A 21679-nucleotide genomic window follows, 5' to 3' on the forward strand; every position below is an offset into this window, starting at 1 on the left:
TATTCCACAACGCACAGGATTCACACCGAATCCCCTGACCGCAGCATGTATTCACATTCCTGTATGATCGACGTATAACATCGCTACAACGTCATCAAATCCTTTACTTTTAAAGTGAAATCAAGAAATCGCGTACCCTGTATGAAACTCGCTTAAGCTCATCTGTTCAAGCGCGAATTTTAACGTGGTATACGACTCTTAATTATAGCATATTCTTATGGTTCTGAATAGTAACTGTTCCGCATGCGGATGAACTAATTTTTATAATTCAATTTTCTCAACTTTCACTCGTTGTCATTCCGCTGATGGATTCGCCTACCGAGAATGTTTGTAACAAATAGATCATTCAAGTTTATTTCTGATGTTGTAAAATATATACAAGGGCTCTATAATTCATAGTTTTGATATTTTAGTTTAGGAGGGAATGGATGCTATGAACTTAACACCAGCTGTTTTTCCAACAGAAAAATTAAAGATTGCTTTGGCACAATGTTCTTCGATCGACGGAAATATTGAAGAGAACGTTAATAGGGCTTATGAGATGATTGAAGAAGCTGGAAAAGAGCACGCCGATATTATCATGTTTCCAGAAAAATATCTGACGGGATATGTGCCAGAAATCGTAGAATCCAATGTAACTGAATATACACTCTCCATTAATGATGCGAGGATTGATAAGTTGCGTCAAGCATGCAAAAAGTACGGCATTTGGTCAATCATCGGAACCCCTGTAATAAGAGGCGAGGATGTGTTCATCTCTTCAGTTATAATAGATTCCAATGGACATGAAGTGGGTGTTTATGACAAGTCTCATTTATTTCAAACGGAGAAAGAAATGTTCTCAACCAATAATGAGCAGGTCATCATTAAATTAAAGGGCTGGAATATTGGGATGGCCATCTGTTATGACGCAGGTTTCCCTGAACATTCTCGTCTTTTAGCACAAAATGGCTGTCATTTATATATGGGTAGCTCTCTTTTTAGTAAAGGAATGGGGTACAAAGAGTCACGAGTATGGTTTCCTGCCCGCGCTCTGGATAATACGATATTTACAGCGATGTGTAATCACGTTGGAACAACCGGAGTCTGGGATACGTGTGGACATAGCGGTGTATGGAACCCTCTAGGTGATAATATAATTGATGCCTCGCAAGACAACGTTGAGTTGCTCATAGCTGAATTAGACCCCGATCTTCTTAATCAAGCTAGAAATGGCGAAAGAATGCTTGCGGATTCGTTTGATATAAATAAAGAACACTATTCTTTCAAGACTATTGTTGGTAACTAAGCAAACCTCGTATGAATTGAGCGTACATAAGTACATTACGATTGAGGTGGCCCCTTACATCGATACTAAAAACCCTACAATCTTCACAAGAAGATCGTAGGGTTTTGGTTATTGAATCTAAATATAAACGAGTAACAACTTATACGTTGAAACGGAAGTGCATAACGTCGCCGTCATTTACAACGTACTCTTTACCTTCAAGACGAAGTTGTCCGCGCTCTTTGGCACCGTTCATGGAACCCGCTGCAACCAGATCGTCGTAGGAAACCACTTCTGCACGGATGAATCCACGTTCGAAGTCGGTGTGAATGACACCCGCTGCGCCAGGCGCTTTGGTACCTTTGCGGATTGTCCACGCACGAACTTCCTGTACACCTGCTGTGAAGTATGTGTACAGACCGAGCAATTTGTAAGCCGCTTTGATCAACAGGTTCAGACCGGAATCCTCGATACCGAGTTCTTCCAGGAACATTTGTTTATCTTCGCCTTCCAGCTCAGAAATCTCTTCTTCAACCTTCGCACTGATCGGCACCACTTCTGCGTTCTCAGCAGCTGCGAATTCTCTTACTTTTTGCACGTAAGCATTGTTCGCCACGTCGCCGATTTCGTCCTCAGCTACATTGGCTGCGTACAGAACAGGCTTCAAGGTAAGCAAGTGCAGATCGCGCACGATCAGAAGCTCATCATCCGTAAGTTCCATGCTGCGTGCCGGCTTGTCATCGTACAGAACAGCCTTCACTCTCTCCAATACTTCTACTTCTTGAGAGGCAGTCTTGTTGCCGCCCTTCATGTTTTTCTTGGAGCGATCGATTTTCTTCTCAACACTCTCGATATCGGCCAGGATCAGCTCCAGATTGATCGTCTGGATGTCGCTCACCGGGTCAATTTTACCGTCGACGTGTGTGATGTTCTCATCTACAAAGCAACGTACCACGTGTACAATTGCATCTACTTCACGAATGTGAGCAAGGAACTTGTTACCAAGACCTTCGCCTTTGCTCGCACCGCGAACAAGACCAGCGATATCTACAAACTCAAACGCCGTTGGTACTGTTTTCTTAGGTACAACGAGTTCTGTCAGTTTGTCCAGACGCTCATCCGGTACTTCAACAATCCCCACGTTAGGGTCAATTGTACAGAACGGATAGTTTGCCGATTCGGCACCTGCTTGTGTAATTGCGTTAAACAATGTAGATTTACCAACGTTAGGCAAACCCACGATTCCAGCTTTCAAAGCCATGTATATGACAACTCCTCATTGATTACTTGTTCGGTATGGATAATCCTATACATTATATATGACAAACCTCAAGGCATCAAGGAACTTCGCCAATTCGACCAGAGTCCCATACGCTTCCCGAAATCCCCGGTTACTGCGGATAATTCGTTTTGCGCAGATCTTAAGTTTTGCCTAGAATATCCGCTATTAGGTTTACCCTTTTATTTCCTTGTACATGGTTAGATCCGTTACCTCATATCCCATCTTGCGATATAGGCTGCTCGCCCGCACATTATGTCCAAAGACATGCAAACCAATGCGATCCACGCCAAGACTCAAGGCCGTCTGTTCAAGCGCCTGCATTGTCTCTGTTCCGTATCCCTTACCACGGTGCACTTCTTCAACCACGATATCCAGCAAAAAAGCATCTTTTCCACGACGATTATCCGTGATATTAAACCAGATATACCCTACATTTCCGTCCACAGGATGCACCAGATTGTAGAGATATGCTCCGGGTGTGTTCAAGCCTTCTGGCAGATAACGTTCATAAGATTCCTCCGCCAGTCGCTGCGCCTCTTCCTCAGCCCAAGTACCCGCTTCTACTTTTTCCTGTGCAAAATCCTTAATCGATCGAATGCAAAAACTCGAATAATCTTCCTGATTCATTGGAGAAAGTTCCATGTTGTTTACCTCCTTATTTCGAGTGATCTTAATTATGTATCATCTCTGTGCAGTCCTTTTTGCACTACTAGTATCTTATTGTATCCTGTTCTTCCGCTTAGCGCATAAAGTTATTCTGACGATTCGGTTTTCAATTTTCATATTTATCCATTTTAATCAAAACTTTTGATCTCATCCCATCGTTTATACCTCATAGGAAAGGAGTGGATCTTATTGAACACACGTCGCCGATTCTCCAAAAAGAAAATGATTATCTTATCCGCTATCATACTCGGAATCGCCATAGTCGCTTTTATGAGCTTTCTGAATGCAATGGATCCCTTTCGCCACTTAAGAATCACGATCCACAATCAGTCCGACTATGACCTCACCCATATTCAGGCCAGCCTGGTTCAAGGCGACAACTCGTTTAACAACAACGAGTGTGGCTCCACCTACATATTCGACAAGGATATTCCCAGCGGAGCAAACGTGAAATTCGCCCCGCAACTGAAACGTTCCGGGGAGGGGGTCGTCTCCTTGGCGTTCACGGACAGTCGCGGAAAAACCTATAACAAAACGGTTTGCGGTTATACGGAATACTTGTCCGGCAATTCCTACGTCACTGTAACCAATGAGAATGTCACCGTGAAAGAAGAATGTATGTAAAAGGTAGATCAGTCAATCATCAAATAAACATGCAATCTCCCTTTAGGAAGATTGCATGTTAGGGTCCTATTTTATTTCAACATCGTTTATCACCGTTAAAAGTTAGTAAAAAGAACTTTACGGGCCTTTTACTTCTTGCTATGCAATAGGTTATAGATTATCATTGCAGCCTCCTGTCGGGTTAGCTGCTTTTTAGGCATAAACTTCCGATCGGGGTATCCTTTCATAACAGATTCTTGAGTTACAAGACTGATACTATTTCTAGCCCAATTGGAGATCATTTGGTTGTCATCGTAAAGTGTGAATGATGATAATACATAACCTTGTTTTTTCATTACGTTCTCAATCATACTTGATGCTTCTTCTCTCGTAACGTCCACATTCGGTCTAAGCGAACCATCACTGAATCCTTTAAGTATACCTTGTTGTAATGCAGGAGTTATCTCCGAATAGTACCAAGAGTTAGATTGAACATCGTTGAATTCATTAATATAAGGAACCACAGAATTATATCCAAGGGCTCGTTTTAAGAAGATTGCAAATTCGGCTCTCGTCACTTTTTGATGTCCACCAAACGAACCATCGGAATAGCCTTTGACAATTCCCTTCTGTGCCAAGTAGATAATAGCCTCCTTCGCATAACTCTTTTCTATATCTCTAAAAGTAACACTTGCTGGATTTTTCACTTCTCCATTTGAACCCACAACTTGAGTATCAATTGTAATGCTGTCGTTTTTCCCCGTAACCGCACTAGGGAAAGGGATATTATTAACATTATGGTAAGGAGGAATAGGATAATTATATCCATATACCGTTGCACCACTTCCATCTGCTGGAGTTGTTACAGCAACCGTCTGCTTGCCAATGACCTCTTCTGATCCATCAGGTCTGACACGAACAGCGATGACATTATACTCATAATATTTATTTCGTTCGACGCCCACTTCACTAAACTGCAACTTACCGTTCACAGCAGTCACCATACCCTCATCACGTGTTTCTCCAGTGGCAGTATTCAAATACGTCTTACGATAAACACCGTTTCCTAGAGGTTCGTACTTCGTTTGTGGATTACGTTCAACGTAATGAACTGCTCCTTCAATAGGTTGATATTCAAAGGCAATCGTTGCGTTCGAGGCATTCATTGGAGCCACATTCATTGGTTGAGGTATGCCCGCCGTCTGCACTTCGATTGTACTAGATTCAACCTTTCCGTATTTGTTACTCGCTACAACCCGATAGGTATATGTTCTTCCTGGCTGGAGCGTGTACGCTATCATCGTATTTGAATGACCTGACCATACTTTACTCACTTGATCCTGGTAAATCTCATAATGGGTTGCTCCCTCCACCAGATTCCATTGTAGGTCCACTCTATTATCGTACACTCGATTGACTCTTATGTTAATTTGGCCTTTCGGTGCCTCGTCCTCAGTCAATTTAGGAATTTTCACACTTTTAACTGCAGCTGAACCTTCGTTGTCTCCGTCCCTGCCAAACACTTTATAGATGTATGTGGTGTCAGGTGTTACATTTACATCCTCGTATAAAGTTGACTTGGTTACCGCCAAAGGCTGATCATTACGGGTGATCACATACTCTACTGCATGGTCTACCTTGCTCCACGTAAGTCTAACTTTGGTGGAATCCAGCGCTTCAGCTCGGAAATCTGGTGGATATGTAATAAAATTTCTAATTCCGATTGTAAATTTCGCTTCTTCACTGTAAACATCGCCTTTGCGAGCTACTAATGTATACTTAGTGATCGAATTAAAATTCACACCTTCATGCACATATTCTAAAAGCGGACCCTCATATAGAATTTCAGAACCACTCTTGAGAATATATTGTTCAGCACCTTCCACTGCATGCCACTGCAACCGAATCGCATTATTACCCACAGCACTCGACTGGGAGTATCTAGGACTATCTAGTTTCGTGATCACAGGTTCCCCATCAGCTAGCGTCGGAATAACGTAAGGATCTTCAGGAGTCCCCTGTCCTTTAAATTCCACATTATTTTTTAAGAAGGCTTTATATTTGAAGTTTTGTACCGCGCTGCCTGCTGCAACAGAGTTTATATGATTATTTGGGAATGCATCAGATCCAGTGGCTATCTCCGTAAAAACAGGCCCCTTATTACCATGTTTTGCATTTTCATATGTATTAGGATTAGCCAAAGCCAGACTGGATATCATCTGATTCGGACGATTAGGATCATTTAGAACAACCCCTGTATATTTCTCTAAATCCTCCTTGGTAACGATCCCTACAGGAGATGAATAGCCATGAACGTACTCCGCTGTATCAAACGCATTGACATTCCACCATAGCGTGTTAAAAGGAGACTGCTTGTCTTCTTTAATTTTATTTAGTTCATAGCCCACACTATCTGCGAACTTGGAATACAGGTCTACTCTCCATCTAGCACTATCACCTTGTGTATCAATGTATTTAGAAACGGTATTCTGAGAGATTAAGGTTTGATTATCCACGAGGTACCATTTACCGTATTGCTTAAGATCAACGACTGATCCAAACCCCGCCTTGGAAACTCCTAAAGTATAAGCATCCTTTGCAGGAGGCGTAATAATAAACTCGACTGAGTCTTGAGTGGAGTCTGTAGAATTCGTCCAAGCTAACTTGATCACATTTTTCTCACCTTGTTTCAAACCATTAATGAGAGCACTTGAGCTGGATTGGCTGTTCAGATCAGTATTTTTCACGTCATTGACGTACACCTCAGCCAGTACATTGGCATCTTGCTTGTAAAACAGACTGATCGCATTGCCATTCACAAGCCCCCAGTTTACATAAGCGAAGCCACCATTAACAATCTCTAATTCACCTGAAATTTTCCCCGTAAAATCAATTCTACCCGCATCATCGTAGATTGGCGCAGGTCCCTTCAATCTAACGAAGAGTAACTCTTGTTCTCCGTATTTTTCCCCGTCATAAGCGAGAACTCCGATCCTATATGTTTCATCTGGTGCAACTCTTGTTATTGTGTACGTTCTTATATTTTTATCCATAGCAACTTCTCGATTGACAGTAACAGCATATTTAGTTGCTCCGGGAACTTCATCCCAAGACACCGTTATGGAGTTTTCCGTTGTCGTTACCGTTACGTTAGGTTTCGGCAAATATGACGTAGTAATAGTGTCACTTATTGTTTCAATTGATGCAGACGTATTAGTCGTGTTGGTATTATACGAGTCTATAAAGTTATCACTCGACTTGGAAGACTCCGTAGTTATTTTATCTGTACGAGGCTCATAATTTGCATGAGCTACTTCTGTCCCTGCTCCTGAAATCAGTAGATTAACCAACAATAAATTAATAACTAGCATGAAAATTAATACGTTCTTGAACTTCATGTATGTATCACCTCTTAGAAATTGTGTTTAATGCCTCATATGTATGATCTTAAAAAACCTGCATTATTACTTTGGATATCTAAAACTTAAATATATACTTATAATTTCAAAATTTTAACTTCTAGTCTTGAATCAATCCATCCTTTCCTTAATTTCAAGTGAGTCTTCGTGCCTATAAAATTATTAAAAACCATTCCTTAAGACTCATCAATCATAAAGTGTAATGTATTAACAAACAATAAAAAATTTTACTTTGAATTAAATCTTCATCTTGTTATACATTACAAAAAAGCATGCCGTTGATTATCGACATGCTAAAAGTAATACACCAATATTAATCAATTGACTTGTCGCAGTCTACAGTTGAAGTGCCAAGTTCGGTCCATGAACCGTTCCACGTTTCCCTCACATTCTAACGAACCCGAGAGACACTATTCAGCATTTTTCCTGCGTTTTGAAAATCTAACGAACTATAGACTCGTTATTTACTCTTTCTTTGGCGTCATCCGCTGCAAATCGCAGTTTTCTAACCCATTAGCGTGTGTGAGATTCGTTAGATTCCCAACTAACGCCTATATTGCCAAATAAGGTGTTGCAGGTTCGTTAGCGGAAGTTGCTCCATCGGGCCCAGCGCATACTCTCACAAGTCAAAACTGTTCAGCAAGACTTCACCTCTGGTTTTATCTAACGCCGTTCCACCAGACGTGATGTCTGCTTCAGATCCTCAATCCGACCTGCACCAATGCCAAACATGACAGTACGAAGTTCAAACTCAACCTGTTCCAACCGCTCATTCAGCGCATCATCGGAAGCTACTGCGGATTCGAGAAGAGATCGACCAAAACCAGCCAGATCCGCACCGAGCGCGAGGGCTTTGGCCGCATCCACGCCAGTGTACAGTCCACCGCTGCCAATCAGGGCACCAGTAGGATTCAGCGCTCGTACTTCCTGTATACACTCCGCTGTGGGAATGCCCCAGTCGGCAAAAGCTTCAGCAGCTGCCCGGCGTACCGGGTTATTGTTGCGGTACTTCTCTACCTGCACCCAGCTTGTGCCCCCTGCTCCGGCTACATCAATGAACGCGACACCCGCTTCATATAGGCGTTGAGCCGTCACGCCATCGATGCCAAAACCTACTTCTTTCACACCAACAGGTACGTCTAGCTCACGACACAAGTTTTCAATCCGTTGAAATAATCCACTGAAGTTGGTGTTACCTTCCGGCTGGAAAACTTCCTGCAAGGTGTTCAGGTGAAGCACGAGCATGTCCGCACCCGCAATATCTACGGCGCGCTGGAAATCAGCCGTGGTAAAGCCATAGTTCAGCTGCACCGCGCCAAGGTTGGCAATGACCGGGATGTCCGGTGCCCAGCGCCGCACATCGAAGGTACTCGCCAGTTCCGGCTGTTCCACGGCAGCCCGGATCGAACCTACGCCGAGCGCCCAGCCTCTGGCGTTTGCTACTCGGGCGAGGCGCTCATTGATGGCGCCCGTTGTTTTGCTTCCACCCGTCATCGAACTGATGAGCAAGGGTGTACGTACTTTTTTGCCAATAAACGAAGTTTCCAGATGCACCTCTTCAAAATCCAGTTCCGGCAGTGGGTGATGACGAAACGCAAACCGCTCCATACCGCTGGTTACCCCTTCTCCTGCCACATTCTCCTCAAGACAGAGGCGCACGTGCTCTAGCTTCCGTTCTCCCGTAGCCACTTCGGGAAGCAGCCGTTCGCCGGCTCGCTCTTGTTCATTCATGATGAGACCTCCTATGTGAGAATCGTGCGGATCGACAGGATAACCTGCCCGTTCCTTACTTCTATGTATATACGTCTTTTGCAAAAGACAAAAACATTAATCCTATAAGCATTACAGCTCAGCAGTTTAACTCTATCCAGTATAACGTTCCAAACCGGCTATTGAAAGGATGCCCCGACACCAAATGTCTCACTTAAATCCCGGAGCACCACTATCTCATCCTACTCAAAAGCACGGATCATCTGTCGCACCTTCAAAGCTGGTTAGCACGGACGATGCACACGCACATGGATCAACAGAACACATTTCACTCCATCATCCTGCACAACGAACTATCTCAAGATTTCAGATGCCAACTGCTCACCAACAAGCTGTCCGGACAACGTTACAATCGGGGTTCCACCGCCTGGATGTGTCGTTCCGCCGACGTACCAGAGTCCTTGTACATCTTTACTTCGATTGCCCGGTCGCATGAAGGTCTGCTTCACAGAGTTGGACGAGATGCCATAGATCGACCCTTGATGCGCCAAGGTATCCCGTTCGATATCTTGCGGTGTGTACCGGATAAGCACATCGGATTGGTTCAACCCGGTAATTCCCCGCGCCGCCAATTGTTCCAGTACAAACGCACCGTAACGTTCCGTCTGCTGCTCCCAATTCCACGAATCCGACAAGTAGGGGGCATTGACCAGAATGAATAGGTTACTGGCTCCCGCCGGGGCCATGCCTGCTTCCGAATAACCGGAATAACAGATGTAGATCGTGGGATCGACAGGCATTTTACGATCACGGAAAATATGGTCAAACTCCGGTTCATACCGTTCCGGGAAAAAGACCGTATGGTGTAACAACGCATCATATTGCCTTCGCACACCCGCTAGCGTCACAAATCCCGAAATGGACGGCTCATACTTCCGTATGCGCGCATTGCTCATCTCTTTCCGATGTTCCGGTGCGAGCAGCAGTCGATTCACGCTAAGCACATCTCCATTGGCAACGACCTGTTCGGCTTCCCGAAAGCCTTGATCCGTGTCTACACCTGCCACTTTACCATTCCGAACAACAATCTGCCGGACCTCTGTGCCGGTAATGATCTGTACACCTTTTTCCCGAGCCAGCCGGGTCATTCCTTCGATCAGTTGATAGGTTCCACCTTTGACCCCGTAGATGCCGACTTCTGCTTCCACATGCCCCATCATGGCAAAAATGGAAGGCGATTGATACGGTGATGATCCCACATAGGTCGCGTACCGTCCGAACATAGCCAGCGTATGTGGATGTTGAAAATACGAACGCAGCAACTTATCCAGCTTCACCGTTGGCCGCACGCGGAGCAGGCTGCGCAGCATCTGAAGATTGTATTTGTCAGAAGGAGACAGCAGCAACTTACCGAGAAAATGACGATTGGCTTCCGCATATAGCGCAGCAGACTCATCCATAAATGCATCATAACGAGCCGCATCCTCCGGACTGTACGCTGCGATCTGCTCCTTCATCCACCCACGATTACCTGACAAATCTACCACTGTGCCATCTGCGAAAATATTACGTGTGCGCGGCTCTAACTCATATAACTGTACGTAATCTTCCATTGCTACACCCGCATGGTCGAAGACTGAACGAAAGGTCGATGGCATCGTGATTGTGCTCGGTCCCCGGTCAAAATGATACCCGTCCCGCTCAATCTGCTGCAGCTTGCCACCTACGTGCTTCTGCCGTTCCAGAATGGTCACCTGCACACCTTGTGAAGCCAGTCGTATTGCACACGACAGACCTCCAAATCCTGCACCGATTATAATGACGTTACCTCTCAACTGTACCGCCTACCTTTCCATACATACCCCTTGCCGGAGCGGCCTGCCTGCCAGGAAGCAAGTCCGATGGCAATGACACAGGCCATGCTGACCGGTTGCAGAAGGGCAAGCCACCAGGGTTGTCCGCCAGCATGATCCGCTACTCTTTTCACAGCCATACCTAATAAAGTTCCTATCAATCCATACAGAATGAACATCGAACTGCCCATAAGGAGTCCAATAATCAATCCTAGTGGAGGCACAATATACATCAGTGTATACATTAACATCGTGCCAAGCAGCAGCACGTCTTTGCGCCCCATACCTTCGTACATGTTTTTCTTATATCCGTTCCATACTTCTGCACCGTTCTGATACATGCGGGTATTTGTTACGTCATGCACGTCTGTCAGCATAACCGGATGACCTGCACGCTTGACTGCTTTGGCAAGACTCATGTCATCCACCAGATGTGCCTGAATGGCAGCATGACCACCGGAAGCCTCGTAACTGGAGCGATGAATCAGCAAAAAAGCCCCCGTAGCGGCCACAAACATCGGACTGGATGATCTGCGTATCATAAAAATGGGTAGATGACTGATGATGGTGAAGACCATCATGGGCACAACAAGCTTTTCCATCCACGTCTTTGTTACCTGATAAGGAAAACCGGTTACCACCCCCCCGCTCTGCTCACACCCTGCCGCAAGCGTCTGCCGAATGGCACTTGGCTCCAGACGCACATCCGCATCCACGAACATATACCATTCTCCCTTGGCCTCCTGAACCAGCCTGTGACACGCATGGGATTTCCCCATCCAGCCTTCGGGAAGATCAACGCCATGCAGCAAACGCACACGTGCATCGCGATCCGCAATCGCTTGTACCATGGCCGCTGTCTCATCTTCGGAGCGATCATCCAGCACCAATACTTCCATCCGGAATCCTGACGTATCGCTTGCGAGCACACTTTCCAGACATCCTTCGATATGTAGTCTTTCATTTCTGGCTGGAATCAGCACCGAGACCAGCAGATCTGGCGGTTGTATTCGATCTGCTCGGAATGAACGCACTTTGGGCAGACAGGAGACGTTCCATAGAGCGAACAGCAACTGTATGCCCAATATGCAGGTAAGCACAATCCAGAAGATTTCAGATGCATTCATGCTAACGGTTCACCCGCTTTCGTGCCGCATCGTATTTTTCACTTGTCGAACGTACATGACGAATCAGTGGAATCGCATCTGGCAAACTTCCCTGCCCCATCCGTATAAGCTCTGATCTATGATCGTCTAACTGCTGTTCCAGCACATGGCCGAGTCTGGCGGCAATCTCTTCACTCTTCAACGCCTTCCAGTCTTCCATCACAGCTGGGCCCGCCTGCATCGATATTTCCGGTAGATCATGCTGGACCATCCCATGGCACAAGGTTACCGGTACGGCGATGGCATTCGGAGAACGACGAAGCAACAATCCGATGCCTGGACGGAACTGAATTGGTCTGGCCTCCTGATGCAATATTTCTCCTTGGGGAAAAATCCAGACCCTTTTACCTGAATCCAATAATTCACTGGTGTACTGTAGAGAGGTCCGAATACCGGACGCACTCTCCTTATTGATCGAATACGCACCCAATTTACGAAAAAAAGCATATTGCTGAAGCTGTTGCTCCTCCATCATCACATAATGATCACCCCGCGATGTCTGCCTGGCCGCATGATAGAGCAGCAGACCATCCCACCATGAGCTGTGATTCATGAAATAGATCACCGGACGAGTCGCTTCAATCGGGGAGTTGTCCCTGATGTCCACCTGTGGGTCCAGTGACCCTGTGAGCGTGAAGGAGCGGAAGCGCCGACGTAGCAGATAATAGTGATTGTATAAGGCAAAAATACGATTAAACGGTTTTGATTTTACGGCGCGAATCATAGAGCCAGCTCCCTTCGGCAAGAAGCACACCAGCAATGGCGATGATAAAGCTGCCCGTAATCCCTTCCTTTAGAGCAAGCAGGCCGAACAGAAGAATAAACAGCTGATACAACCATTTTGCACGCAGCAATGAGCTACGGTCATTAGGCATGGCCGGAAGGAAAAGGGATAAGAATGCACCCATGATAAACCAGCTTATGTAATTGGTCCACGGAACACCGTAGAATCCACCTGGGGCTTGCCACTCCCAGAATCCTCTTGCATGCGCAACAGGGTCGAGCACCAGATCAAGTACAATCGCCCAGAACCCGGTCTTCACTGCTCGAAGAAATTTGCCAGTCCACGTTGAACCACCGCCACTTAACAGCGCCGAGTTACCCACCACTGCGATCCAGGCGAAACCCAGCGTAACTGGCACACTGAACAGATGAATCCCGAAGAAGTCTGAGTAAGCATACTCACCAAAGGGCCAATGCGTATGAACGCCTACCCACTCTACGCCCATACCTCCAAGCCAGATAATCACAGAGGATATCCAGAGTCCGGGTTTCAGCCAGATGACTGACTGGTCGGACAGGCCTGTCCGATTACGCCCTTGATAGATCAGATCCAGCACATACAATGCGTAGAAGATTAGAAATAAACCATTTGAAAAAGATAATACGTCAGGCACACCGATCGTTAGCATCAAGGTTGCTCCAATGACATACCACGCCCAGTAAAGCCACTGGATCATCAGGATACCGCCGTTCGGGAGGCTTGATAGGCCAGCATCGGGTAACGTTTCACAATCGCACCCAGCATCTCCAGTTTCAATTCATCGCTAACATATGCCCGCTTGGTATATACGTCATAGTCGTTGCGTTCAACGGCGTGTAGAATGGTGGAGTAAAAGGCTGCTGCCAGCTCGATGGAAAACGCACTTTCCGTTGGGTACGTATCCAGACGATCCATGCCAATACGGAACCAGTTCAATGCTGCAGCTTTTAATTCATGAACAATGGCAATAAAACGTTCGTCCACAACCCCGTCTTCAAAGTCCTGCTCGGTGTAACCATGCTTCTCCATGATTTCCAGCGGAACATACCGACGCACTCTGGCCCGATCTTCACCAACATCCCGAATAATATTAACGATCTGCATCCCTTTACCCAAAGCAATCCCGTTCATCGCTACTTCTGCGCCGTTATCATCTCTCAATACAGGCAACAACATCTCGCCTACGGTTCCGGCCACCAGATAACAATAATGCTCCAGTTCCTGCATCGTTGTATAATGTGTTACTTTAAGATCTGTGAGCTGCCCTTCCATCTGACGGAAAAATGGCCCCTTATCCAGATGAGGAAAACTGTTGAACAACCATCTCAGTGCTGGCCAGATAAAATGTCCTTCCGCGTCGTCCAACTGATCAAACAAATCATGGATCTCGTGAATCGTATAGGGCGAATGTTCCGGCTCGTCTACACTGTCATCAATCATGCGGCAGAAGGCATAAATGACATATACCGCTTCCCGACGTGGACTTGGCAGCCCTCTAAAGGCCTGATAAAAAGAGGAAGAACCCTTTTGCATCAACTCTTCACACCTGCTCAAAATCGCTTCATTCATGTTCCCATCTCCTTCATGAGTTGATTGACGGCCATCCGTGCACTCTGCATTACAATCGGCACTCCGCCACCTGGATGTACAGATGCTCCTGCGGCATATAATCCCTTTATATTAGGGAATGGTTTGGGTTGCGGTCGGTATACACCGGACTGGAACAATACAGGTGCTATACCAAAGCTTCCGCCCCCATAGAGCCCGTCTCGCTCTGCGTCAGCGGGTGTACGTACCTTTTTCCACTTGATCGCTGCACGAAGTCCCGGGAATCCACGTTGCTCCGCTTCTTCCAGTACCCGTTCTGCCAATGCTTCACTCTCCTGATCCCAGTCGACACCTTCGGCATCTGGTACGGGAATGAGGAAATATAATACACTCTGTCCTTGAGGCGCTGCAGTTTCATCCAATGCGACCGGATTAAATACGTAAAATGAGGACTTTGCCGGAATGCGTCGCTGATTGAACACTTCCTGCAAACTGCCTTCAAGACTCGGTGGCAGGAAGAACTGGTGCGTCGTTGCATCTTCCCAGGTTTTGTCCACGCCCACATAGAGCAATACACATCCGGAAGAGGGACGATACGGTTTTCTTTTACGTGCTACCTCTGGTGATTGCCCAAGCAAACCTGATAGATGGGGGAAATCACCATTGTAGATAACTGCATCCACATTTTCTGCGCCTGCTGCCGTTTCTATACCTTCACACACACCATTTTTAATCTTGAGTCCGGTCACTTCCGAATTCAGCACGACACGTCCACCACGTGATATCAGTTCCTGTTCCAGAATGGCCGGCAATGCTGCATATCCACCTTTGACCATCCAGATGCCATATTCATGCTCTGCGTAAGGTAAAAGGGAATAGATACCTGGCGTCCCAAACGGTGATCCACCAATGTATAAACTTTGCAGTGAGTATGCATCGAGCAGTTCCTCATGCTCAAAATAATCGCCTACCGCTTTCCGGACACTTTTGTGTGCACGCAATCTGCCCATGAGGGACATGAGCGAAGGGGTGAAGAAATCCCTTTTGCGTGGAAAAGCCCTTTCCAGAAAAGCTGCCCGGCCTGCCGGAAACAACGTGTCCATATCTTTCATGAATCGTGTGAATCCCCGGCTCTCTCCCGGGAACAAACGTTCAATCTCCGCCGTCTGCTCTTCACGTGAGGTCATCTTGGTCATGACACGACCACTGTGGTAATGCACTCTGTATAACGGATCACAGCGAAGTAACTCAATCTTCGAACGATCTACGCCTGCCTCCTCCATGATGCCAAGTAACATCTCCGGCAGCAGTACGATCGTTGGCCCCTGATCGATCCGATACTCGCCTTCCTGCTCATATCCAATGCGTCCGCCAACGCGGGAACCCCGTTCATACACGGTGACATCCCAGCCTTGACGGTTCAATAACAGTGCCGAAGTGAGTCCGCCAATCCCTGCGCCTACAATAGCGGCCCGCTTCATGAATGCCCTCTGGCTTCTGCCGTCTTCACATAAGAGGATGGCTTGGAACGTGTGCGTGCGTCCTCTTCCTGAATCAGTCTGACACTGATCCGTGCCGATTCGAAAATCGTGGGCAACCCGCTGCCCGGATGTGTTCCGCCGCCTACCAGCCATACACTTTTCAACTCTTCAAACTGGTTATGGGGACGCAGATACATCATCTGACCCAGATTGTGTGCCATATTAAACGTTGCTCCGCGATACACATCCAGTTCAGTCTCCCAATCAAGTGGAGTGAACAGCATACATTCTTCAATACGGCTGCGTATGTCTGCCAGCTCAGGAATGCCTTCCATGCGTTTCATCATGGCCTCCTGCACATTCTCCCGTTCTGCCTCCCAATCAATGTCTGCGGTAAGGTTAGGCGTAGGCATAAGAACATACAAAGCGGATTTCCCTTCCGGTGCCAGCGTCGAATCAAGTCTGGAAGGGTTATGAATATATAGAGATGGATCGGCTGATAACATTTTATGCTTTGTAATCTCATCAACGTTTAACCGGTAGTCCTCGGGAAAATAGATCGAGTGATGCGGCAGGTCCACATCACCATCCACGCCCAGATACAGCATTGCTGTAGAGCAGGAATACTTTTTGCGTTTCATTTTCTCCGGGGTATACTTCTTAAGCACGCCTGGTTCAAACAGATGGTTAACCGCATGTGCAAAGTCGGCGTTCACCACCACATGGTCTGCTTCGATGCGTTCACCGTTCTCAAGCAACACACCTTCTGCACGACCATTGCGAACGATGACCTGTTTCACCGGGGTGGAAGTATGTATGCGTCCTCCGTATTCTTCCACGACATCGGCCATGGCTTGGAAGATCCGATTCACGCCGCCAATGGGGTGGAACAATCCGTAGTGATGCTCAATAAACGATAATATGGTAAAGGTACCCGGACAATCCCAGGCAGACATGCCAAGGTATTTGGATTGAAATGTAAATGCCCAGCGCAGACGCTCGTCTGTAAAATAGCGGGACAAGATTCCATAGACTGTATTGTGGACATCAAGCTTAGGTAGAGCTGTTACCGCATCCTTGCGTAGATAGTCAGTCAGCTTGCCAAAAGGACGACGGAGCAGAGGCATGACTTTGCCAAACTTCACTTCTTCTTCTTGCATGAACCGAAGGTAATTGTCTTCATTGCCCGGAAACAATTCCTTAATCTGTGCAGCTGTATCTTCCCGATTACGAGAAGGCGTGAACACCTTATCACCAAAGTTCAGTGCGTACAGCGGAGTTAGCTCTTTCATATCCACATAATCGGATAATTTGCGTCCCACCACATCGAACATCTCTTCGATCAGCTGTGGCATCATCAAAAATGTAGCACCCCGGTCGAATCGATATTCACCCAGTTCCAATCTGGCAGAACGCCCCCCGATGACTGGCTGTTTCTCATACACATCTACCTCGTACCCCTGACCGGACAATAACATCGCTGCTGCAAGTCCACCCGGACCTGCGCCAATGACAGCTGCACGTTTGCGTTGTTGATTCGGTATCATGCCACTCACCTTTCTATGTAGGGAATTCCTATAGTTCTCTAGCCCCTAACCTATTATTAAACCGCCCAAGAACACTTTAAGCGGTAACTAGCAAAAACATTATACAAATATAATACAAATATTATACGAGCTTGTAAACCAAAAAATGACCCGTCGGTCAAAATACCTGGTAATCCATTTATAAACACAAAAAACACCCTTTGATCACTTTCGTCAAAGGATGTCCTTTATACACTAACCTATTCATATCATTTGAGATTATGTTTAATTATTGGCCTGTCCAAACCGTGCACCAGGTGACCGCTCGGAGAGATATTCACGCTCCATCCACGACTGCCAGTCCGCAGAACTCTCCGGCATAATCCATTGCGGATAACGCGCATGCTCTGCACGCTCATAGCCCTTTCCACCAAGTACAAAGCGAATATGCGGGAACTCGTTTTTAATCCGCTCGACGAGTTGATCACATTTAACAAGAAGCCCTGGACTTGTGATCGACAGGCAGACCAACTTGATCTTCTGCTCCCGGATAATCGGGAAGATACCTTCTTCTGGCGTGTTCGCACCGAGATACAGTACTTCCGCTCCATTTTTGCGCATAAAAAGAGAGAACAGCAGCAATCCGACCTGATGGTGCTCCCCTTCCGGACACAACGCCAGAACTTTGGGCAGATGCGGATAGATCGGGAACAGATGGAAAAACTGATAAAAGCGCTGTGATATCAGCTGTGTCATGAAGTGTTCCTGAGCCACCGAAGCCCTGCCTTGCTCCCATGCATCTCCAACCCGAACCAGAATGGGCACCAACACATGATAGAACATCGAGTCATACCCATACATGGTGAACCCAAAATCAATCAAACCATTGGCACGTTCACCCTGAAAGTTGTAGAGCGAGTCATAGATCTGATCTGCCATGCGTGCGTAGGCTTCTTCCATCGTAGGCACCGGAGCCATGATCGGCGTGGGCACAGCCTCGGGCGGATTTAATTTGTTTACTTTCAACATCCGTACCGCTTCCGAAATATTGGTCTGATGTAGCTCAACCTGTTCTTTCAACCAGCGCAGATCCGCAACATTCTCTTCGGTATACATTCGATAACCCGATTCCGTCCGCTCAGGGGTGACCGCACTATATCGATTCTCCCAAGCCCGGAGCGTCACCGTCGGGATACCGAGCATGGCAGCGACTTGTTTGATGGAATACACCTTATTACCCACTTTCTTTCCTAAATGTCCAGATTTCAAAGGTTATATCATTGGTTCCCCGTCCTTGTCAGGCATATGAAAACCCTAACATTCTACAAAAATAATACACTCATTATACACAACGCTCAGACACCTGTCGATTGCATACTGCCAATTTTGCCATATGCATTTTACCACTACATTCGTTATGCTAGCGGGTTCTTCTGCGTCAACGTTATCATCCGTGTGGTAATAGAAGTCAGCAAGTACAGAAGGGGGAGTCCACCGTTGGCCTCATTACGCCGCCATACATCAGACCGCAAGTCTTCACGCGGCAAATTTCCATACATACGAACAGGACTCGTCCTATTGGTCCTATGGCTCATCGCCGTCATGCTCTATCAGACCTACAAACCATTACCAACGGGCATTTCCTACGAAAGTCCGGAGTATCGTGTGGATCAAGTCGAGTTCCTGCATGACCTCACTTATCCTTCCTCCGACGGACAGATGGAGCACGAGCAGCAGATTTTCCAGCGCATGATGCAGATTGTGGAGGAAGCAGAGCAGTTTGTCCTGGTGGATATGTTCCTGTTCAATAATTATCAGCACAAGGGACAAAACTTTCCTCCCGTTAGTACTGAATTCACCGAAGCGCTGGTCGCCAAAAAAAATCAGCACCCGGACATGGACATTTGGTTCATTACAGATGAAGTAAATACCAACTATAACTCAGCACCCAATCCGTTGCTGGAACAAATGAAACAAGCAGGCATTCATGTGGTCATCACGGATGTGGACCCTTTGCGTGATTCAACTCCAGTATACTCTGCGGTCTGGCGGACCTTCTTCCAATGGTTTGGCCAATCTGGAGATGGCTGGATCAAGAACCTGATGGCCACGGATGGTCCGGATGTCACTGTGCGTTCCTATCTCAAGCTGCTCAATGTGAAGGCCAATCATCGTAAAGTTGTTGTTAGTGAGAAGACAGCGATTGTCTCTTCTGGCAATATCCATGATGCGAGTGCCTACCACTCGAATATTGCATTTGAAGTAACAGGTCCAATCATTGGCGATATTCTTCAGTCCGAGCAAGCTGTTCTCGACATCTCAGGCGGAGGCAAGGTTCCTGCCTACACAGCTCCTTCCTCCAATTCAAACACGGGAGATTTGCGAATACGCTATTTAACTGAAGGCAAAGTGAATGACGCTGTACTCCATGAGATCAATCAAGCTGGCAAAGGTGACACCTTATGGATGGGCATGTTCTATGTGGCCTCTCCGAAAGTATTGGAAGCCCTGCTGGAAGCGGCAAAACGAGGAACCGAGATCCGGCTTGTACTAGATCCAAATGAAAATGCTTTTGGTCAGGAAAAGATCGGGATTCCGAACCGTCCTGTCGCCGCTGAATTGCATGATAAATCCGACGGTAAAATACAGATCCGCTGGTATAACACCACCAAGGAGCAATACCATACCAAGATGATCTATCTTGCCAAAGCAACCGGAGATCATATTGTCCTAGGGGGTTCAACCAACTTTACACCACGAAACATGAATGACTACAATCTGGAGAATGATCTATGGGTTGCTGCACCTCCAGACAATAAGTTCACGCTTGATATCGCGAATTATTTTGAGCGCATATGGAATAATAATGATGCCGAGTTCACGTTAGACCTGGATGAGTTCCAGGAGAAGACTACGTTTTTGAAAGGTATCCTATATAAGTTGCAACTGATTCTGGGTCTTACGACCTTTTGATCAGAAACCACATCCATACCTGTTATATCCGCCTGTACTCTACTGTGCAGGCGGATATTTTCATCTTGACAGGTGATGTAAAGTATGGAAATATAATTACCTAACGACCGTTAGGAAGGTGATTGAATGACTGCACAATCCATTCGGGATGCAGCCCTGTTCCATTTTGCCAGAGATGGATATGAGGGAGCTTCTCTAAGAGCTATTGCTGATGAAGTCGGGATTAAAAAACCGTCCATATATGCGCATTTCAGCTGCAAGGATGACTTGTTTTTACACACACTGGACTTTGCATTTCACGAGGTAACACGGCACACACTGGAATATTTCCGTGATCATGCGGATCTGCCATTGGAGCAGAGGCTGAAAGGCTTGTTGATCTGGTTCGAACAAGAATACAATGCCCATGCTTCGGCTCGTTTGATGTTGCGTAATTGTTTTTACCCCCCACTTTCTCTGTATGGCGAAGTGATGGATCAAGTGTATCCATTTATCGATGGTATGGAACGTGCACTGACTCGTCTGCTGCAAAGGGCAATGCGTAATGAAGATATACCGCCCCTTCCCGCGGAACAAGCCGCCATTGCATTTATGACGTTTCTCGACGGTATTACCGTGGAAATTATCTATGGAAGTTCCCGTCGGTACAAGAGACGGTTGGAAGCAGCCTGGCCTGTATTTTGGCATGGCATTCATCATCTGAACGACGAGGCACACAGCGTTGTGCCGGAAGGAGATTTAACAACATGAACCGCAACTGGTTATATGTATTTATCGGTGGAGTTATTGAGATTGTCTGGGTAAGCGGGCTGAAACATGCCTCGAATGCCTGGGAGTGGACTTTAACGGGGATTGCCATCGTGATCAGCTTTGGACTGATCATTGCCGCTTCTAAAAGATTGCCTGTGGGTACGGTGTATGCCGTCTTTACGGGAATTGGTACGGCGGGTACCGTCCTTACGGAAATGGTATTGTTCGGTGAACCGTTCCGCTTGGCCAAAGTATTGCTCATCGGGCTGCTGCTCTGCGGCGTAATTGGACTGAAGCTGGTTACGGATCAGCAAGAAGCCAAAGGAGGTGCAGTATAATGGCTTGGATGGCAATTGTAGGTGCAGGGATATGTGAAATTTTCGGCGTAATCGGTATTAATGGTGCTTCCACCAAGAAAGGATGGCCATACATCGTACTTATGCTGGTGTCGTTTGTGTTCAGCTTCTCGCTGTTGTCCTATGCCATGACGTCCATTCCCATGGGCACAGCGTATGCCGTGTGGACGGGGATCGGGACGGTCGGCAGTACGTTAACAGGCATGTTCCTGTTCGGTGAACGGAAAGAAGCGAAGCGTATCCTGTTTATCGCGATGATTTTGGTGGCAGCCGTTGGTTTGAAACTGATCACATAATGGAACGAAATGAAGTTACA

At 46.6% G+C, this 21679-nt stretch carries 18 protein-coding genes; 6 read left to right on the plus strand and 12 right to left on the minus strand.

All coding sequences use genetic code 11. The features are described 5' to 3' along the window. Nucleotides 1-433 precede the first annotated feature (433 nt). Entirely contained in the window at nt 434-1288 is an 855-nt protein-coding gene (locus C161_RS00815; protein ID WP_051447271.1) for a carbon-nitrogen hydrolase family protein, read from the plus strand. A gap of 139 nt (nt 1289-1427) precedes the next feature. Here the strand turns inward: C161_RS00815 and ychF are convergent, their stop codons facing one another. Then, nucleotides 1428-2528 (minus strand): redox-regulated ATPase YchF, encoded by a 1101-nt coding sequence (gene ychF / locus C161_RS00820; protein ID WP_017691917.1) that lies wholly within the window; start codon nt 2526-2528, stop codon nt 1428-1430. Nucleotides 2529-2720: 192 nt separating this feature from the next. Next, a complete protein-coding gene (locus C161_RS00825; protein WP_036612595.1) occupies nt 2721-3191 on the minus strand; it encodes a GNAT family N-acetyltransferase in 471 nt (156 codons plus the stop codon). 213 nt (nt 3192-3404) lie between these two features. Between C161_RS00825 and C161_RS00830 the strand changes: the two genes are divergently transcribed. Then, entirely contained in the window at nt 3405-3839 is a 435-nt protein-coding gene (locus C161_RS00830) for a hypothetical protein (RefSeq protein WP_036667778.1), read from the plus strand. A 128-nt stretch (nt 3840-3967) separates the two neighbouring features. On the opposite strand, the gene C161_RS00835 is transcribed toward C161_RS00830, so the two are convergent. The 10 genes from C161_RS00835 to C161_RS00880 form a co-directional block, all read right to left on the minus strand. Next, entirely contained in the window at nt 3968-7216 is a 3249-nt protein-coding gene (locus C161_RS00835) for an S-layer homology domain-containing protein (protein WP_036667779.1), read from the minus strand. Nucleotides 7217-7900: 684 nt separating this feature from the next. After that, entirely contained in the window at nt 7901-8968 is a 1068-nt protein-coding gene (gene fni, locus C161_RS00840) for a type 2 isopentenyl-diphosphate Delta-isomerase (RefSeq protein ID WP_036667780.1), read from the minus strand. A gap of 332 nt (nt 8969-9300) precedes the next feature. Further along, nucleotides 9301-10782 (minus strand): phytoene desaturase family protein, encoded by a 1482-nt coding sequence (locus C161_RS00845; protein WP_036667781.1) that lies wholly within the window; start codon nt 10780-10782, stop codon nt 9301-9303. After that, nucleotides 10779-11927 carry a glycosyltransferase gene (locus C161_RS00850; RefSeq protein ID WP_036667782.1) on the minus strand — a complete coding sequence of 383 codons (1149 nt, stop codon included), beginning with the start codon at nt 11925-11927 and terminating at the stop codon, nt 10779-10781. The genes C161_RS00845 and C161_RS00850 overlap by 4 nt, the downstream gene beginning before the upstream one ends. A gap of 1 nt (nt 11928) precedes the next feature. Further along, nucleotides 11929-12690 carry a lysophospholipid acyltransferase family protein gene (locus C161_RS00855; RefSeq protein ID WP_036612609.1) on the minus strand — a complete coding sequence of 254 codons (762 nt, stop codon included), beginning with the start codon at nt 12688-12690 and terminating at the stop codon, nt 11929-11931. Beyond that, nucleotides 12659-13426, minus strand: coding sequence for a carotenoid biosynthesis protein (locus tag C161_RS00860; protein ID WP_036612610.1), 768 nt, complete (start codon nt 13424-13426; stop codon nt 12659-12661). The genes C161_RS00855 and C161_RS00860 overlap by 32 nt, the downstream gene beginning before the upstream one ends. Next, complete coding sequence (locus tag C161_RS00865) at nt 13426-14298, minus strand: phytoene/squalene synthase family protein (RefSeq protein WP_036612612.1); 873 nt, start codon at nt 14296-14298, stop codon at nt 13426-13428. The genes C161_RS00860 and C161_RS00865 overlap by 1 nt, the downstream gene beginning before the upstream one ends. Continuing rightward, complete coding sequence (locus C161_RS00870) at nt 14295-15758, minus strand: phytoene desaturase family protein (protein ID WP_017691907.1); 1464 nt, start codon at nt 15756-15758, stop codon at nt 14295-14297. The genes C161_RS00865 and C161_RS00870 overlap by 4 nt, the downstream gene beginning before the upstream one ends. Beyond that, nucleotides 15755-17305, minus strand: coding sequence for a phytoene desaturase family protein (locus C161_RS00875; RefSeq protein ID WP_036612615.1), 1551 nt, complete (start codon nt 17303-17305; stop codon nt 15755-15757). The genes C161_RS00870 and C161_RS00875 overlap by 4 nt, the downstream gene beginning before the upstream one ends. A gap of 264 nt (nt 17306-17569) precedes the next feature. Continuing rightward, entirely contained in the window at nt 17570-18553 is a 984-nt protein-coding gene (locus tag C161_RS00880) for a MerR family transcriptional regulator (RefSeq protein WP_235193702.1), read from the minus strand. Between the two features lie 228 nt (nt 18554-18781). Here C161_RS00880 and C161_RS00885 point away from each other — a divergent pair, with 228 nt between their 5' ends. The 4 genes from C161_RS00885 to C161_RS00900 all read left to right on the plus strand — a co-directional run bounded on the left by C161_RS00885 (nt 18782) and on the right by C161_RS00900 (nt 21659). Then, entirely contained in the window at nt 18782-20257 is a 1476-nt protein-coding gene (locus tag C161_RS00885; protein ID WP_036612621.1) for a phospholipase D family protein, read from the plus strand. Between the two features lie 126 nt (nt 20258-20383). Next, complete coding sequence (locus C161_RS00890) at nt 20384-21007, plus strand: TetR/AcrR family transcriptional regulator (protein WP_036612623.1); 624 nt, start codon at nt 20384-20386, stop codon at nt 21005-21007. Continuing rightward, complete coding sequence (locus C161_RS00895; RefSeq protein WP_036612625.1) at nt 21004-21345, plus strand: DMT family transporter; 342 nt, start codon at nt 21004-21006, stop codon at nt 21343-21345. Before C161_RS00890 ends, C161_RS00895 begins: the two co-directional genes overlap by 4 nt. Beyond that, nucleotides 21345-21659: a DMT family transporter gene (locus C161_RS00900; RefSeq protein WP_017691901.1), complete on the plus strand. Its 315-nt coding sequence runs from the start codon at nt 21345-21347 to the stop codon at nt 21657-21659. Before C161_RS00895 ends, C161_RS00900 begins: the two co-directional genes overlap by 1 nt. The last annotated feature ends 20 nt before the right edge of the window (nt 21660-21679 follow it).

The sequence above is a fragment of the Paenibacillus sp. FSL R5-192 genome (assembly GCF_000517845.1).
GTDB classification, from domain to species: Bacteria; Bacillota; Bacilli; order Paenibacillales; family Paenibacillaceae; genus Paenibacillus; species Paenibacillus amylolyticus.